Origin of the sequence: Janthinobacterium sp. P210005 (assembly GCF_036231865.1) — a bacterium.
GTDB classification, from domain to species: Bacteria; Pseudomonadota; Gammaproteobacteria; order Burkholderiales; family Burkholderiaceae_D; genus Janthinobacterium; species Janthinobacterium kumbetense.
Genome location: NZ_JAZARC010000005.1, coordinates 82,420 through 96,953, shown reverse-complemented (window position 1 = coordinate 96,953; position 14,534 = coordinate 82,420). Strand labels below are relative to the sequence as shown.

Below are 14,534 nucleotides of genomic sequence, written 5' to 3'. Positions count from 1 at the left end.
CAGCATTCAACCGGGACTTTGAGCCCTAACAACCCTGAGGACTTGATATGCAAATGAAGCAAATGTTCAAATTTATCGTCGTGGGTGCTTCGGCAGCGATGGCATTTTCTTCCGCTTCCGTCATGGCGGCAGATATGACAGGTGCTGGCGCAACCTTCCCGTACCCTATCTACGCCAAATGGGCTGAGACGTACAAAGCCAACACGGGCAACGGCCTGAACTACCAGTCCGTCGGTTCCGGCGCTGGCATCAAGCAAATCAAGGCCAAGACTGTTGAATTCGGCGCCTCGGACATGCCTTTGAAGGCAGAAGAGCTGGAAGAAGCGGGCCTGATGCAGTTCCCGGCCATCATGGGCGGCGTGGTCACCATCGTCAACCTGGACGGCGTAACCCCAGGCCAGCTGAAAATGACGGGTAAAGTCGTTGGCGACATCTACCTGGGCAAGATCACCAAGTGGAGCGCGCCGGAAATCGCCGCACTGAACACGGGCGTCAAGCTGCCGGACACGGAAATTACCGTGGTACACCGCGCCGACGGTTCGGGCACGTCTTTCCTGTTCACCGACTTCCTGTCGAAAACCAACCCGGAATTCAAATCGAAAATCGGTGCTGGCTCGGCTGTGAAATGGGCCGTGGGCGTGGGCGGCAAGGGTAACGAAGGCGTCGCCGCCAACGTGCAGCGTATTAAGGGTTCGATCGGCTACGTCGAGTGGGCTTACGCCAAGAAAAACAAGATGTCGCACACCCAGCTGCAAAACAAGGATGGCAACTACCTGCAACCTGACGACGAAAACTTCAAGGCAGCAGCCGCTTCGGCACCTTGGACGCAAACCCCGGGCTTCGGCGTGGTCCTGACCGACCAAGCTGGCAAGAACAGCTGGCCGATCACCGGCGTGTCGTTCATCCTGATGCACAAAGTCCAGGCTGATGCAGCCAAGGCCAAGGAAGTCCTGAAATTCTTCGACTGGGCCTACAAAAACGGCGGCCCAGCTGCCGTTGAACTGGACTACGTGCCAATGCCAGCATCGGTCGTGAAACTGGTGCAAGAGTCGTGGAAAGCCAACCTGAAAGACGCATCGGGCAAGTCGATCTACTAATCCGATAGTCTGCATGCCTAACTAAGTACCCATCCTTGCCCCCGCCAGCAGCACGGCGGCGGGGCAGGGAGTTAGCCAGGACCGCCCGCAAGCCCTTGCAGACGGTCCTGGCTAAAAAAGCAAGATAAAACAAGAGTTCAAAACAGCAATACCGGCAGTACCACCCACATCTGGCACAATATGAGCGCACAATCTACCTCCTCCACGATCCCCATGCCAGGCGGCACCATGACCGATTCCATCAGTCACGCGCAAATGCTTTCCACCATGCGCAAGCAGCGCATCCAGGATTTTCTGTTCCACAAGGTGACGATGCTGTTCGCCCTGTCGGTGCTGATCGTCCTGGTCGGCATCATCATTTCGCTGATCATGGAATCGATACCGGCCTTCCAGACCTTCGGCCTGCATTTCATCGTGTCCGCGGAATGGGATCCTGTCAATGACCAGTACGGCGCCCTGATCCCCATCATCGGCACCCTGGTGACGTCCGTCATCGCCTTGCTGATCGCCTTTCCCGTCAGCTTCGGCATCGCCCTGTTCCTCACGGAAATTTGCCCGGCCTGGCTGCGCCGCCCGCTGGGCACGGCTGTCGAGCTGCTGGCCGGCGTGCCATCGATTATCTACGGCATCTGGGGCCTGTTCGTCTTCGCCCCCCTGTTCGCCGACCACGTCCAGCCTTTGCTGAAAGCCACCCTGGGCAACGTCCCCGTCATCGGCCAGCTGTTCAGCGGCCCCATGATGGGCATCGGCTTGCTGACGGCCGGCCTGGTGCTGGCCATCATGATCATCCCCTTCATCGCTTCCGTGATGCGCGACGTGTTCGAGATCGTCCCTGCCGTGCTGAAGGAATCCGCCTACGGCCTGGGTTGCACGCGCTGGGAAGTGGTGCGCAAGATTGTCTTGCCTTACACCAAGACCGGCGTCGTCGGCGGCGTCATGCTGGGCCTGGGCCGCGCGCTGGGCGAGACCATGGCCGTGACCTTCGTCATCGGTAACGCGAACAAGCTGTCGTGGTCGCTGTTTGCCGCCGGTAACAGCATCACCTCGCTGCTGGCGAACGAATTCGGCGAAGCGCAATCGGCGCTGCACGTGTCCTCGCTGTTCTCGCTGGCACTGATCCTGTTTGTCATCACCTTTATCGTCTTATCCGCCGCCAAGCTGATGCTGGCTGGCATGTCCCGCAAGGAAGGCACGAAATGAGCCAAGTAAGCACTCTCGACGTTCCGGCCAAGCCGGCCATGAACCCCGTCTACCGCAAGCGCCTGCTGATGCATCGTGTCGGCATCGCCCTGTCGGTGGCCGCCATGGCCCTCGGTCTGGCCGTGCTCGTGTGGATCCTGTTCACCCTGGTGATCAAGGGTTTCGGCGCCTTGTCCGTCGACCTGTTCACGCAAACGACGCCGGCTCCCGGCAGCGAAGGCGGCGGTCTGATCAATGCCATCGTCGGCAGCGCCCTGATGGTGGGCCTGGCCACCGTCGTCAGCACCCCGATCGGCATCCTGGCCGGCATCTACCTGGCCGAATACGGCGAAGAAAACAAGCTGGCGCAAGTGACGCGTTTTGTGACGGACATCATGCTGTCGGCGCCATCGATCGTCATCGGCCTGTTCGTGTATGCGCTGTACGTGGCCCACGTGAAACACTTCTCCGGCTACGCGGGCGCCATCGCCCTGTCGCTGATCGCCGTGCCGGTGGTCGTGCGCACGACGGACAATATGCTGCGTCTGGTGCCGAACAGCTTGCTGGAAGCCGCATTTGCCCTGGGCGCGCCGCGCTGGAAAGTCGCCACCCTGGTACGCTTGCGCGCCGTCAAGGCGGGTGTCATCACCGGCGTACTGCTGGCATTGGCCCGCATCGCCGGCGAAACGGCGCCGCTGCTGTTCACGGCCCTGAATAACCAGTTCCAAAGCTTCAACATGAATGCGCCGATGGCCAACTTGCCGTCCGTCATCGCATCGTTTGCGATGAGCCCGTACGACAACTGGCGCTCGCTGGCCTGGGGCGGCGCACTGCTGATCACCTTCAGCGTGCTGGCCCTGAATATCCTGTCGCGCACCGTGTTCAGCCAAAAAGTCCCTAATTAAACAGATACCGAGCGAAGCGAACCCATATGAATACGCAAATGAATCCAGCACAAGACCTGGCACCAAAGAAAAAAACCATCGAAATTTCGGGCCTGAACTTTTTTTACGGCAAAACGCAAAGCTTGCATAACGTCAACCTGGACATCCACGAAAAGAAGGTTACCGCTTTCATCGGCCCGTCCGGTTGCGGTAAATCAACCCTGCTGCGCACCCTGAACCGCATGTACGACCTGTACCCGGGTCAGCGCGCGGAAGGCTCGATCCTGTACCGCGGCCGCAACGTGCTCGACGCCGACCAGGACGTCAACATGCTGCGCGCCAAGGTCGGCATGGTGTTCCAGAAGCCGACGCCGTTCCCCATGTCCGTGTACGACAACATCGCTTTCGGCGTGCGCCTGTATGAAGATCTGTCGAAGGGCGAGATGGACGAGCGCGTCGAGTGGGCCCTGAAAAAGGCGGCGCTGTGGGGCGAAGTCAAGGATAAGCTGAGCAAGAGCGGCCTGTCGCTGTCGGGCGGCCAGCAGCAGCGTTTGTGCATCGCGCGCGGCGTGGCCGTGAAGCCGGACGTCTTGCTGCTCGACGAGCCGACCTCGGCGCTGGACCCGATCTCGACGTCGAAAGTGGAAGAGCTGATCAGCGAACTGAAACAGGATTACACGATCGCCATCGTGACGCACAATATGCAGCAGGCGGCGCGCTGCTCCGACTACACGGCCTATATGTATCTGGGCGAGCTGGTGGAATTCGGCGAAACGGACCAGATCTTCATGAATCCGGCCCGCAAGGAAACGCAGGATTACATCACGGGCCGCTTCGGCTGATCCGCCCCGCGCATACACAACAACTGAATACGGAGAGACAGCATGATAGGCGAACATTCATCCAAGCAATACGACAACGAACTCGAAGCGATCCGCTCGAAAGTGCTCCTGATGGGCGGCATCGTTGAAACCCAGTTCCTCGACGCGATGACGTGCTTCCGCATCGGCAATCCGGAACGCGCCGACCGCGTGATGCGCGAAGACGACGTCGTCAACCAGCTGGAAGTGTCGCTGGACGACGCCTGCAGCCATCTGATCGTGCGCCGCCAGCCGGCCGCCAACGACTTGCGCACCATCATGGCCACCATCAAGGTGATTACCGACCTCGAGCGCGTAGGCGACGAGGCGACGAAAATCGCCCGCGTGGCGAAGAATCTGCACAAGCGCGGCAACGGCGTCGTCAACCATTACGAAATGGTGCGCGGCATTGCCAACACGGCTACCGACATGCTGCACGATGCGCTCGACGCGTTCGCGCGCAACGATGGCAAGCAGGCCTTACAATTAATTGCACAAGATGCCATCATCGACCATGAGTTTCGGTCTATCATGCGCAACTTGATAACCTTTATGATGGAAGACCCGCGCACGATTTCGGCGGCGCTCGATACCCTGTGGGTGGCCAAGGCCATCGAACGGATCGGCGACCATGCGAAAAACATCGCCGAATACGTGATTTACGTGGTTGAAGGCAAGGACATCCGCCACACCAAGGTGGCTGCTCCCGCCATTTCCGAGGAGCTCCCTGAGTAAGCTTTATGGCATCTGATAAAACCACGGTATTGATTGTTGAAGATGAGCCGGCCATCGTTGAACTGGTGACCTATTCGCTGCGCGAATCCGGCTGGAATTGCTGTTCTGTACAAAACGTCGCCGATGCCTGGGAATTCATCCAGCACCGCACGCCGCACCTGATCCTGCTGGACTGGATGCTGCCGGACCAGACGGGCTTGCGCCTGCTGTCGCGCATCCGCGCCGACCGCAATTTCGCCGCCATCCCCGTCATCATGCTCACCGCCAAGAGCATGGAAGAAGACAAGCTGGCCGGCTTGAACAGCGGGGCCGACGATTACGTCACCAAGCCGTTCTCGCCGCGCGAGCTGCTGGCCCGCGCCAAGGCCTTGCTGCGACGTAAGAGTCCGGAACACGCGCAGGCGCCCATGCGCGCCGGCAACGTGGCCCTGGACCCCGTCAGCTGCACGGTGATGATGGATGAACAGAAGATCGATATCGGCCACGCCGAATACAAGCTGCTGAAATTCCTGCTGGCCCATCCGGAACGCGTGTTTTCGCGCAGCCAGTTGCTCGACAAGGTGTGGGGCGACCATGTGGTGATCGAGGAACGCACGGTCGATGTCCACGTATTGCGCTTGCGCAAAGCCTTGAAAGAGGCGGAAAGCCTGATCAAGACGGTGCGCAGCGTCGGCTACATGTTGTCTGAAAAGTAAAGTTTGACTCTATGAATCCGAAATTGCTGTTCTGGGTACCGGCCGCCCTGCGCATGGTGCTGGCGCTGCTGGGCGTGGCCGTCGTCTGGTATCTGTTTGGCGCCACGTATGCGCTGGGCATCGCCTTCGTGCTGATGGCCATGATGGTGTTCGTGCAGCTGTCGTATCTGTTCCAGCTGAGTAACTGGCTGGATAATCCGCAAAGCGCCAAGCTGCCCGACGGCTGGGGCGCCTGGACCAGCATTTTCGCGCGCCTGTACCGCATGCGCCGCGACGACGAGAAAAACCAGGCCGAGCTGACGGAATGGCTGGCGCGTTTCCGCCAGGCCATGCACCTGCTGCCCGACGGCGTCGTCATCATGGATGACGTGCTGTTCCTCGAATGGTGCAATCCTGCCGCCGAGAAACACCTGGGCCTCACGCACGAGCGCGACAAGGGCATGCGCGTGACGAACCTGATCCGCAGCCCCGAGTTCATGGATTACATCATCCTGGGCCGCTACGACCAGCCGCTGACGATCACCTTCCGCAACCGCAAGCTGATCGTGCAGATCATTCCATTTGAAAACCGCCGCCAGATTCTCGTCACGCACGATGTGACGGAGACGGAACGCATCGAAATGATGCGCCGCGACTTCATCGCCAACGCCTCGCACGAGCTGCGCACGCCGCTGACGGTCATCGTGGGCTTCCTGGAAATCGCTTCCGCCGAGCTGGACCTGGACGCCGCCACGCGCGCCGCCCACCTCAAGCTGATGACGGAGCAGGGCCACCGCATGCAGCATCTGATCGAGGACATGCTGACCCTGTCGCGCCTGGAATCGGTCGACTATCCGCTGCGTCCCGAACCGGTGGATATCAAGAAACTCATGCAGCAAGTCTTGCGCGACGCCAAAGGTTTGTCGGCCGGCAAGCATGAAGTGACCATGGAATGCAACGGTCCCGACGTGCTGGGCAGCTACGACGAGCTGTATAGCGCGTTTGGCAACCTGGCGTCGAACGCCGTGCGCTACACGCCGGCCGGCGGCACCATCACCTTGCGCTGGCAGGATGGCCCGGCCGGTCCGCAATTCATCGCGCAAGATACGGGCATCGGCATCAGCCAGGAACATATTTCGCGCCTGACGGAACGTTTCTACCGCGTCGACAAGAGCCGTTCGCGCGAAACCCAGGGCACGGGCCTGGGCCTGGCCATCGTCAAGCACGTGTTGCTGCGCCATGGCGGGACCCTGGCCATCCAGTCCGTGGCCGACAAGGGCAGCAGTTTTATTGTCAGCATGCCAAAATCGGTCGTCACGCCGCTGCAGGGCGAGCTGCTGGTCAAGTAGGGCGGGGGGCATGGCCCCCCATGTTTCCTGCGCGACTAGTGCAAGGTTGGCATAAGTCGTTACAATCAGGCCATGACTTTAATCAACGCCTCTTTTCGCCACGCCGGCGCGCAGCAACTGGCCCAGTCGCTGCAGGCCGCGCGCCAGGATACGCTTTCCCTGTTCGACTGTTATGTTACTGCCGGCCTGGACGTGGTGGCCGGCATGCCGCGCCATTCGCGGCTCACGCCGCCCCTCTGGCAACTTGCGCAGATCGCCTGGTTTGCCGAGTGGTTCATCCTGCGCGAAGCCGCTACCAGCCATCCGGCCGACGCCATTTATAACTCCCTGCTGACGCGCGGCGACGACTTGTTCGACGCCAACATGGTGGAGCACCGCGCGCGCTGGAAGCTGGAACTGCCCAGTCCAGGCGCCGTGAAGACGTATTGCCGCGAAGTACTCGACCGGGTGCTGGACAAACTCTCGCGCGAAGCCAATGTCGACAGCGCCCTGGCGCCGTACCGGCTGGCCCTGGCGCATGAAGACTTGTGCGGCGAAGAAATGCTGGCAGGTTTGCAATGGCTGGGCCTGGAAGCACCGGAGTCCCTGTCGGCCAGCCCGGCCTTGCCGCCGGGCGCGGGCGAGATCGCGTTTCCTGGGGGCACCATCGAACTGGGCTCGCCGCGCGGGACCGGTTTTGCCTTCGACAATGAATCGCCGCCCTACAGTTGCTACGTGGCGCCGTTTTCCATCGATGCCTGCGCCGTATCCAACGCCCAGTATGCCGATTTTGTCGCGGACGGCGGCTACCAGAACCGCCAGTTCTGGAGCGCTGCCGGCAGCGCCTGGCTGATGCAGCAGGAGCGCTCGTCGCCCCTGTACTGGCTGCGCGAAGCGACACAGTGGCGCACCATGCGTTTCGGCCAGCGCACGACCTTGCCGCCGAACGAAGCCGTGCGCCACATCAACCTGTTTGAAGCGCAGGCGTACTGCGCCTGGGCGGGGCGCCGCCTGGCGACCGAGGCGGAATGGGAGTATGCTGCGTTGTCCGGCCATCCGCGCTTTCACTGGGGCCAGGTGTGGGAGTGGACGGCGACGCCGTTCGAGCCGTATCCGGGCTTTGCGGTGGATGCCTGGCGGGAATATTCCGCGCCGTATTTCATGCAGCACCAGGTGCTGCGTGGCGCCGCCTTCGCCACGCCGCCGCGCCTGCATTCGGCCCGCATGCGCGCCTTCCACGCGCCCGAGCGGGGCGACGTCTTTGCCGGCCTGCGCACCTGCGCCTGGTAAGCACGCAAAGAGTAGTAACCATTTCAGGAATACTTTTGAGTACAGATAACGCCCCGCAGTTCATTCCCAAACGCATCACGCCCACGCCGGAACAGGTCGCCATCCAGACGGCGCAAAAGAAGGTCGTGCTGATCGACGCCAATGCCGGCGCGGCCAAGACGACCACCCTGGCCCTGCGCCTGGCCGAGGCGCTGCACCGTGGCCGCGCGCCCGAACGCATGCTGGCCCTCGTATTCACCGAGGCGGCGCGCGTGGCCCTGCGCCAGCGCCTGCTGGAAGTGGGCGTGCCGCTGGGTGTCGTCAAGCGCCTGACCATCGACACTTTCGACGCCTTTGCCGCCAAGGTGCTGTTGCAGCTGGAAAACATGCAGGTGGCAGCCATGCGCAGCGATGAAGAGTTGCGCCCGGTGGCCTGGGAAGCGCTGGAAGTCGTGTCGGAAAAGTACGCCCACCGTTACCCGCTGGAAATTAATACGACCAACGGGGCGATTGCCGAATTCTTGAAACTGCAATTGCGCACCAAGGCGCGCCTGGATTTCCAGAATCCCGACTTCGAGAGCAATTCCCTGGATGACAACCTGGAGCTGCTGGGCATGTCGCGCACGCACTATCTGTGGCTGCGCGAATACGAAGGCTTGCGCGGCGCCGACACGGGCGATATCCAGTTCCGCGCCCCGTTCGACGCCACCTACGACCTGGTGCGCATGCTCGACGGCGACGAGCCGCTGCGCCAGCAATTGCCAGCCTTCCAGATCATCGTCGCCGATGAATTGCACGATTTGAACGAAGCGTCGTTCCGGCTGCTGACCATGCTGATACGCCGCGGCAACGCGTTTTTCTGCGGCGCCGGCGACAAGGACCAGGTCATCTACACGTGGTCGGGCGCCGACCACCGCTTCCTGCGCCAGCGCTTCGAACAGGAATTCCCCGCCTTGCAGCGCTTGCCGTTGACGGCCTCCTACCGCTATGGTCCGCAGCTGGCGCACGCCGTGGGTGTGCTGAAAAACAAGGCCAGCGTCTCGGCCCTGTCGCGCGCCACCCACATCGAGCTGCTCGAGTACGACCATGCGCAGCCGCAAGCGTGCAGCGCCCAGCTGATCGCCGCGCTCGAGCACGCGCATGCGGGCACGACGGCCATCTTGCTGCGCGACCGCGACCAGGCGATCCGCGTGGAAACGGCGCTATTCCAGAGCGGTATCGCGTATGGCCTGGTGGACATGAACAGCTATCTGCTGAGCCTGGAAGTGCTGATGCTGCGCGGCATGGTCGCCATCGCCCGCAAGGATTTGCACGTGATCAAGAGCGGCCCCCGCCGCGGCGAAATCCTCGAAGCCCTCGTGGCCTTCGCGGAAATCCCGTTTACGCGCACGGAATTGCAGCAAGCCAAGGCCGACGTGGCCAACTATCCCGACTTGCTGGAAGGTTTCTTGACGAACCAGTTGGCCAAGTCGCAGAACCAGGACAAGGCGGCGCTGACCCTGGCCGCCGTCGACTACCTGCGCGCACTGCCTCCCGACGCCCTGGCGGGCGATGCCTTGCAGCACATTTTTGACTTGATGCAGCTGGAACAGACGGCGCGCCGCATCTATGTCGACCCTGCGCAGGCGCGGGTCGTCGCCCGTTCCCTGCACGGTTTCATTGCCGTGTGCCGCGAAGCGGGCGTGGCGCTGGGCGGCTTTGCCGGCTGGCTGGGCGAGATGGAAGACGCCGTGACGGTTTCGACCGGCAAGGCCAAACTCGTCATCGCCTGCATCGACCAGATCAAGGGTCTCGAATACCACCACGTGATTCTGCCTTACCTGGCCGTCGACGAGTTCCCGCGCAGCAAGACCGACCCGCTGGAAGAGGAAAACCGTTTCTATGTGGCCGCCACCCGCGCGCGCGACAGGCTCACCTTGCTGACGCCGCAAGACCCGGCTTACCAGAGCCGCTACATCGCCGCCCTGCAGCTCAAACAGAAGATTATTGCGCCCAAGTCATAGATCTTTTGCTGAATGCCTGCTTTTTGCGAAAGACGAAAGCGGGCATACTGTACTGGTGTGATTGACAGCAATCTAACCAGACAGGGAGCAAGATATGAAAGTGTTTTTGACAGGCGCAGCGGGTTTTATCGGTAGTTCCATCGCGGCGGGCCTCGTGCGCGCCGGCCATCAGGTGACAGGCCTCGTGCGCAAACCCGAGCAGGTGGCCGAGCTGGCTACCATCGGCGTGCATGGTATCGTCGGCACCTTGAACGATCGCGCATTGCTCATCGAGCAGGCGAGGGCGGCGGACGCCGTCATCAACGCGGCCAGCAGCGACCACCGGGGCGTCGTCGAGGCGATTCTCGATGCGCTGGCTGGCAGCAACAAGCCTTTCCTCCACACCAGCGGTTCGTCCATCGTGGGCGACGCTTCGGGCGGCGAGGGCACGCAGCAGATCTATTATGAAGACAAGTTGCCGGCGCCCACGGCCGACAAGGCGGCCCGCGTCGCCATCGACGACCTGGTGCTGGCCAGCGCAGGCAAGGGCGTGCGCGCCAGTGTGCTGTGCAACACCCTGATCTACGGCCATGGCGCCTTGCCGCGCGACAGCGTGCAACTGCCCCGTCTGCTCAAGCAGGCACGCAAGAGCGGCATCGTGCGCCACGTGGGACCGGGCCGCAACATCTGGTCGAACGTGCATATCGACGACGTCGTCAGCCTGTATTTGCTGGCCCTGGAAAAGTCGCCCGCCGGCACGTTTTACTTTGTCGAATCGGGCGAAGCGGCCTTCCGCGACATGACGGCCGCCATTGCCAAGGCACTGGACCTGGGGCCCGCGCAGGACTGGCCGCTGCCCGAGGCGATAGCCGAATGGGGCTACGAAATGGCTTCCTACGGCCTCGGTTCCAACAGCCGCGTGCGCGGCGAGCGGGCGCGCAAGTTGCTGGGCTGGCAGCCGCAGGGACCGTCCGTGCTGGCATGGATCAAGAACGACATGCTGCACCCGCCGCATGCCATCGGCGTTTGATGCAGCTCAGCAAAACCTCATCAGTGTGCGCTAGCGAACGGTGCTTTGTGGCGATCGGGAGTATGATGGCTTTGCTTGGTTGAGACGCACTGCCGTGAAGTTGGCGGCATGTTCGATCTTCCAGCAGGTCAGCCGGTCGCCTCAAGGATCGGCACCAGATTCTTGCTGCCGGCGCGCTTGCGCCATGCGGCTGTGCACTGCAACTCCAGGTCGCGGTGTGGACTGCGAACCCCTTCAAGGCCGGCTCTAGCCGGTCTTTTTTTTGCCCGTTGTTTCGTCGCTGCGCCATTCACCGCTGTCTTTCCGCCATTCGCCGAAGCGGTGTTTTCCCCCGTCCGAAATCCGCGTATCTTTACGATCAACCAACTTCAAGGGGTGACCGTGAAACCTGAACCAGCTTATTGCCGCCGTACCCAGCTGCTGTGGGGCGTGCTGCTGATCGCCATCGGCGCCATCATCCTGCTGGACCGGCTCGATATGATCTATCTCCACGATTACTATTCACTATGGCATTATTGGCCGGTGATACTGGTCGTTTTCGGCTTGAACAAGCTGCTCACGCCAGTGTCCGCCAAGCAGGTATTGAGCGGTCTGTGGCTGATCTTTTTCGCCGCCTGGTGGTATGTATCGTATGAAGAACTGTGGAACTTGAGTTTTTATAACAGCTGGCCCGCCTTGCTGATCGCCTGGGGCGTGGGCCTCGTGCTGGAGCCGCTGTTGAACAAACATTTTATTGCCTACCGGGAGTCCGAGCATGAAAAATAAACCGCCGCTGCACTCGCCATCGCAGATCGTGCTGGGCGTCATCGTCATCGGCCTGGGACTGCTGTTCTTGCTCGATAACCTCGGTTTCATCGATGTGCGCTACACCTTCCGTTTCTGGCCCACGGCGCTGATCGTGTTTGGCCTGCTGAAACTGTCGCAAAGCCGCAGCGCGAACGGTTATTTATTGGGCGGCATGCTGGTGCTGCTGGGCGTGGCCTGGACCCTCAAGCACATGGGCATCTTCTACATGAACTGGGACTTGCTGTGGCCCCTGCTGATCATCGGCCTGGGCGTGGCCGTGGTGTCGAAGTCCCTGCCCGGCGCGCAGCAGCGCCAGCGCCGCCGGCGCTTTGCCGCACAACAAGATGGAAGCGCTGCGCCCGACTCGTTCGGCCAGGCCAGGAATGGCGCCGTGTCGCTGGACAAGGACGCAGCCGATGCCACTGCGGCGCCCGGCGCCGGCGGGCAGGCGGACGATGACAGCATCATCGAGGTGACGGCTATCCTCGGCGGCTATGTGCGGCGCGTGTCGTCGCAGCGCTTCAAGGGCGGCGATATCAATGTCATCATGGCCGGCTGCGAAATCGACTTGCGCCAAGCGTCGATCGAAGGCGAAGCCGTGCTCAACGTATTTGCCCTGTGCGGCGGCGTCACCATCAAGATTCCACCCGACTGGAGCGTCGTGCTGCAGGGCACGCCCATCCTCGGCGGCTTCGAAGAAAAGACCATCGTGCCGCCGAACCAGAACAAGCGTCTGTATGTGACGGGCTACGCCATCATGGGCGGCCTGGAAATCCGCAACTAGGCGCGCATGTCGGGGCCCTTGTCGAAGCGGCGCGGCGCCGTGGTGGTGTTTTTGGTCTGCATCGCGCTGGGCCTGGCCCTGGCCTTTATTCTGGCCAGGGTGGCGCACGCGCCCTGGCTCAATGCCGTCGTGCTGGTGGTGCCTGCCACGCTCGTGTATGCGATCGGTTCGGGGTTTTCCGCGTTTTACCTATGCCGCGCCTATCCCTTGCACGTACGCCATCCGCTCGCCATCGCCGGCGTGGTGGGCGTGGCGGCCCTGTTCGCGGGCTTGCTGTGGGCCACCCTGCTGCAATTTCTGAATAGCGTCAGCCTGTTGCTGGAGCTGCGCTGGCTGGGCGTGAACCTGACGCAATCGCTGCTGGCCCTGTTCTTCGGCCTGGGCGTGCTGCTGTATTGCCTCGCTGCCGCAGTGCATTATCTGTTGCTGGAATTCGTGCGCGCCAGGATGGCCGAGCAGCGGGGGCTGGAAGCGCAGCTGACGGCGCAGGAAGCGCAATTGCGCATGCTGCGCACGCAAATCGATCCGCATTTCCTGTTCAACAGCTTGAACTCCATCAGCGCCTTGACGTCTATCGATGTGGCGGGCGCGCGCCAGATGACGGTGCAACTGGCCAGTTTCTTTCGCCAGAGCCTGAGCCTGGAAGCGCACAAGCACATCACCGTGGAGCAGGAACTGGTGTTGATCCGCCATTTTCTTGCCATCGAGCACGTGCGTTTTGGCGAACGCCTGCAAGTGGCGGAAAGCATCGACACTGCCGCGCTGGCGTGTCTGCTGCCGCCCATGCTGATACAGCCGCTGGTGGAAAATGCCGTCAAACATGGTATCTGCGGCTTGACGGAGGGCGGCCTGATCGCCATCGAGGCCCGGCGCGCAGGCAGCCTGCTGCAGATCGCCGTGCGCAATCCCGTTGATGCAGATCAAGGGCCTGCCCGCGGCAATGGCGTGGGCCTGGAGAATGTGCGCCAGCGCCTGGCCGGCGCGTATGGCCACGAAGCCAGCGTGCACTGGGGTCGGCGCGACGGCCAGTTCGAAGTGATGATTTCCATGCCGGCGCAGACCGGCGACACGGAGGAAGCATGATGCAGGCAAGAATGCGGGTCGCCATCGTTGACGATGAGCTGCTGGCGCGCAGCGTGTTGCGCGAATACCTGGCGCGCCACGACGATATCGACATCGTGGCCGAGTGCGCCAACGGCTTCGAGGCCGTCAAGGCCATCGCGGAGCTGGAACCGGAACTGGTGTTTCTCGACATCCAGATGCCGCGCCTGGACGGCTTTGAAGTGGCCGAACTGATCGGCGCGAAGACAAAGCTGATCTTTGTCACGGCCTATGACCAGTACGCCTTGAAGGCCTTCGAATGCCATGCGCTGGACTACCTGCTGAAACCATTCAGCGAACAGCGCTTCGACCAGGCGCTGGCCCATGCGCGCGCCAACCGCAGCACGCCCGAGACGGTGCTGACGGTGGCGCGCGAAGCGGCCACGCGCGCCGCGCCACTGGACCGCGTGCTGATACGCGACGGCGCCAAGGTCCACGTCATCGCCAGCGCGCGCATCGATTACATCGAGGCGCAAGATGACTACATCAGCATCCGCTCCGAGGGCAAGTCCTACCTGAAAAGCCAGACCTTGGCGGAGCTGGAAACCCAGCTCGACCCCGCCAAGTTCCTGCGCGTGCACCGGTCATACCTGCTCAATATCGACGGCATCCGCCGCATCGAGGCGGCAACGAAAGACAGCCACGTGGCCATCCTGCGCGATGACACGAGGATACCCGTGAGCAAGGCGGGGTATCAGAAGCTGAGGTTAATGGTTGGCTAAGTAATCCTCAGGAAATTATTGTGAAATTATGACGAACAGAACCGGATGCTATGCAAGGCGCCCGGTGCGACGCAGTGCGAGCACTGCTAGCAGCGGGCAAGCC

14 protein-coding genes are annotated in these 14,534 nt (G+C 61.8%); all 14 read left to right on the top strand.

Annotated elements, in window-relative coordinates:
• Positions 1 to 47: 47 nt before the first annotated feature.
• The 14 genes from pstS (at position 48) to VPH40_RS19600 (ending at position 14,431) form a co-directional block, all read left to right on the top strand.
• Positions 48 to 1,097, top strand: coding sequence for a phosphate ABC transporter substrate-binding protein PstS (gene pstS, locus VPH40_RS19665; protein WP_099664710.1), 1,050 nt, complete (start codon positions 48 to 50; stop codon positions 1,095 to 1,097).
• 228 nt (positions 1,098 to 1,325) lie between these two features.
• On the top strand, positions 1,326 to 2,297 hold the full coding sequence (gene pstC, locus VPH40_RS19660) for a phosphate ABC transporter permease subunit PstC (protein WP_099664709.1): 972 nt from the start codon (positions 1,326 to 1,328) through the stop codon (positions 2,295 to 2,297).
• Positions 2,294 to 3,181 carry a phosphate ABC transporter permease PstA gene (gene pstA / locus VPH40_RS19655; protein ID WP_077402151.1) on the top strand — a complete coding sequence of 296 codons (888 nt, stop codon included), beginning with the start codon at positions 2,294 to 2,296 and terminating at the stop codon, positions 3,179 to 3,181. Before pstC ends, pstA begins: the two co-directional genes overlap by 4 nt.
• Before the next feature lie 38 nt (positions 3,182 to 3,219).
• Positions 3,220 to 4,002: a phosphate ABC transporter ATP-binding protein PstB gene (gene pstB, locus VPH40_RS19650; RefSeq protein WP_010396817.1), complete on the top strand. Its 783-nt coding sequence runs from the start codon at positions 3,220 to 3,222 to the stop codon at positions 4,000 to 4,002.
• A gap of 42 nt (positions 4,003 to 4,044) precedes the next feature.
• Positions 4,045 to 4,755 (top strand): phosphate signaling complex protein PhoU, encoded by a 711-nt coding sequence (gene phoU, locus VPH40_RS19645; protein ID WP_034778131.1) that lies wholly within the window; start codon positions 4,045 to 4,047, stop codon positions 4,753 to 4,755.
• 5 nt (positions 4,756 to 4,760) lie between these two features.
• Complete coding sequence (locus tag VPH40_RS19640; RefSeq protein WP_034755074.1) at positions 4,761 to 5,450, top strand: response regulator; 690 nt, start codon at positions 4,761 to 4,763, stop codon at positions 5,448 to 5,450.
• An 11-nt stretch (positions 5,451 to 5,461) separates the two neighbouring features.
• Positions 5,462 to 6,778 carry a phosphate regulon sensor histidine kinase PhoR gene (gene phoR, locus VPH40_RS19635; RefSeq protein ID WP_034778134.1) on the top strand — a complete coding sequence of 439 codons (1,317 nt, stop codon included), beginning with the start codon at positions 5,462 to 5,464 and terminating at the stop codon, positions 6,776 to 6,778.
• Between the two features lie 72 nt (positions 6,779 to 6,850).
• Positions 6,851 to 8,047 (top strand): selenoneine synthase SenA, encoded by a 1,197-nt coding sequence (gene senA / locus VPH40_RS19630; protein WP_305061397.1) that lies wholly within the window; start codon positions 6,851 to 6,853, stop codon positions 8,045 to 8,047.
• 35 nt (positions 8,048 to 8,082) lie between these two features.
• Complete coding sequence (locus VPH40_RS19625) at positions 8,083 to 10,029, top strand: ATP-dependent helicase (protein WP_328574284.1); 1,947 nt, start codon at positions 8,083 to 8,085, stop codon at positions 10,027 to 10,029.
• A 94-nt stretch (positions 10,030 to 10,123) separates the two neighbouring features.
• The gene (locus VPH40_RS19620; protein WP_328574283.1) at positions 10,124 to 11,038 is read left to right on the top strand and encodes an NAD-dependent epimerase/dehydratase family protein; all 915 of its coding nucleotides are present in this window, start codon (positions 10,124 to 10,126) and stop codon (positions 11,036 to 11,038) included.
• A 381-nt stretch (positions 11,039 to 11,419) separates the two neighbouring features.
• Entirely contained in the window at positions 11,420 to 11,803 is a 384-nt protein-coding gene (locus VPH40_RS19615; protein WP_328574282.1) for a LiaF transmembrane domain-containing protein, read from the top strand.
• On the top strand, positions 11,793 to 12,608 hold the full coding sequence (locus VPH40_RS19610) for a LiaI-LiaF-like domain-containing protein (RefSeq protein ID WP_251351797.1): 816 nt from the start codon (positions 11,793 to 11,795) through the stop codon (positions 12,606 to 12,608). The genes VPH40_RS19615 and VPH40_RS19610 overlap by 11 nt, the downstream gene beginning before the upstream one ends.
• Before the next feature lie 6 nt (positions 12,609 to 12,614).
• Complete coding sequence (locus tag VPH40_RS19605; protein ID WP_099664705.1) at positions 12,615 to 13,691, top strand: sensor histidine kinase; 1,077 nt, start codon at positions 12,615 to 12,617, stop codon at positions 13,689 to 13,691.
• An 11-nt stretch (positions 13,692 to 13,702) separates the two neighbouring features.
• Positions 13,703 to 14,431, top strand: a complete 729-nt coding sequence (locus VPH40_RS19600; protein ID WP_328574486.1) for a LytR/AlgR family response regulator transcription factor — start codon at positions 13,703 to 13,705, stop codon at positions 14,429 to 14,431.
• The last annotated feature ends 103 nt before the right edge of the window (positions 14,432 to 14,534 follow it).

Excerpts from the sequence above, each read along its gene's own strand:
- pstS (WP_099664710.1), top strand. The coding sequence starts at position 48 with ATGCAAATGAAGCAAATGTTCAAATTTATCGTCGTGGGTGCTTCGGCA.
- pstC (WP_099664709.1), top strand. The coding sequence starts at position 1,326 with ATGACCGATTCCATCAGTCACGCGCAAATGCTTTCCACCATGCGCAAG.
- pstA (WP_077402151.1), top strand. The coding sequence starts at position 2,294 with ATGAGCCAAGTAAGCACTCTCGACGTTCCGGCCAAGCCGGCCATGAAC.
- pstB (WP_010396817.1), top strand. The coding sequence starts at position 3,220 with ATGAATCCAGCACAAGACCTGGCACCAAAGAAAAAAACCATCGAAATT.
- phoU (WP_034778131.1), top strand. The coding sequence starts at position 4,045 with ATGATAGGCGAACATTCATCCAAGCAATACGACAACGAACTCGAAGCG.
- VPH40_RS19640 (WP_034755074.1), top strand. The coding sequence starts at position 4,761 with ATGGCATCTGATAAAACCACGGTATTGATTGTTGAAGATGAGCCGGCC.
- phoR (WP_034778134.1), top strand. The coding sequence starts at position 5,462 with ATGAATCCGAAATTGCTGTTCTGGGTACCGGCCGCCCTGCGCATGGTG.
- senA (WP_305061397.1), top strand. The coding sequence starts at position 6,851 with ATGACTTTAATCAACGCCTCTTTTCGCCACGCCGGCGCGCAGCAACTG.
- VPH40_RS19620 (WP_328574283.1), top strand. The coding sequence starts at position 10,124 with ATGAAAGTGTTTTTGACAGGCGCAGCGGGTTTTATCGGTAGTTCCATC.
- VPH40_RS19610 (WP_251351797.1), top strand. The coding sequence starts at position 11,793 with ATGAAAAATAAACCGCCGCTGCACTCGCCATCGCAGATCGTGCTGGGC.
- VPH40_RS19605 (WP_099664705.1), top strand. The coding sequence starts at position 12,615 with ATGTCGGGGCCCTTGTCGAAGCGGCGCGGCGCCGTGGTGGTGTTTTTG.
- VPH40_RS19600 (WP_328574486.1), top strand. The coding sequence starts at position 13,703 with ATGCGGGTCGCCATCGTTGACGATGAGCTGCTGGCGCGCAGCGTGTTG.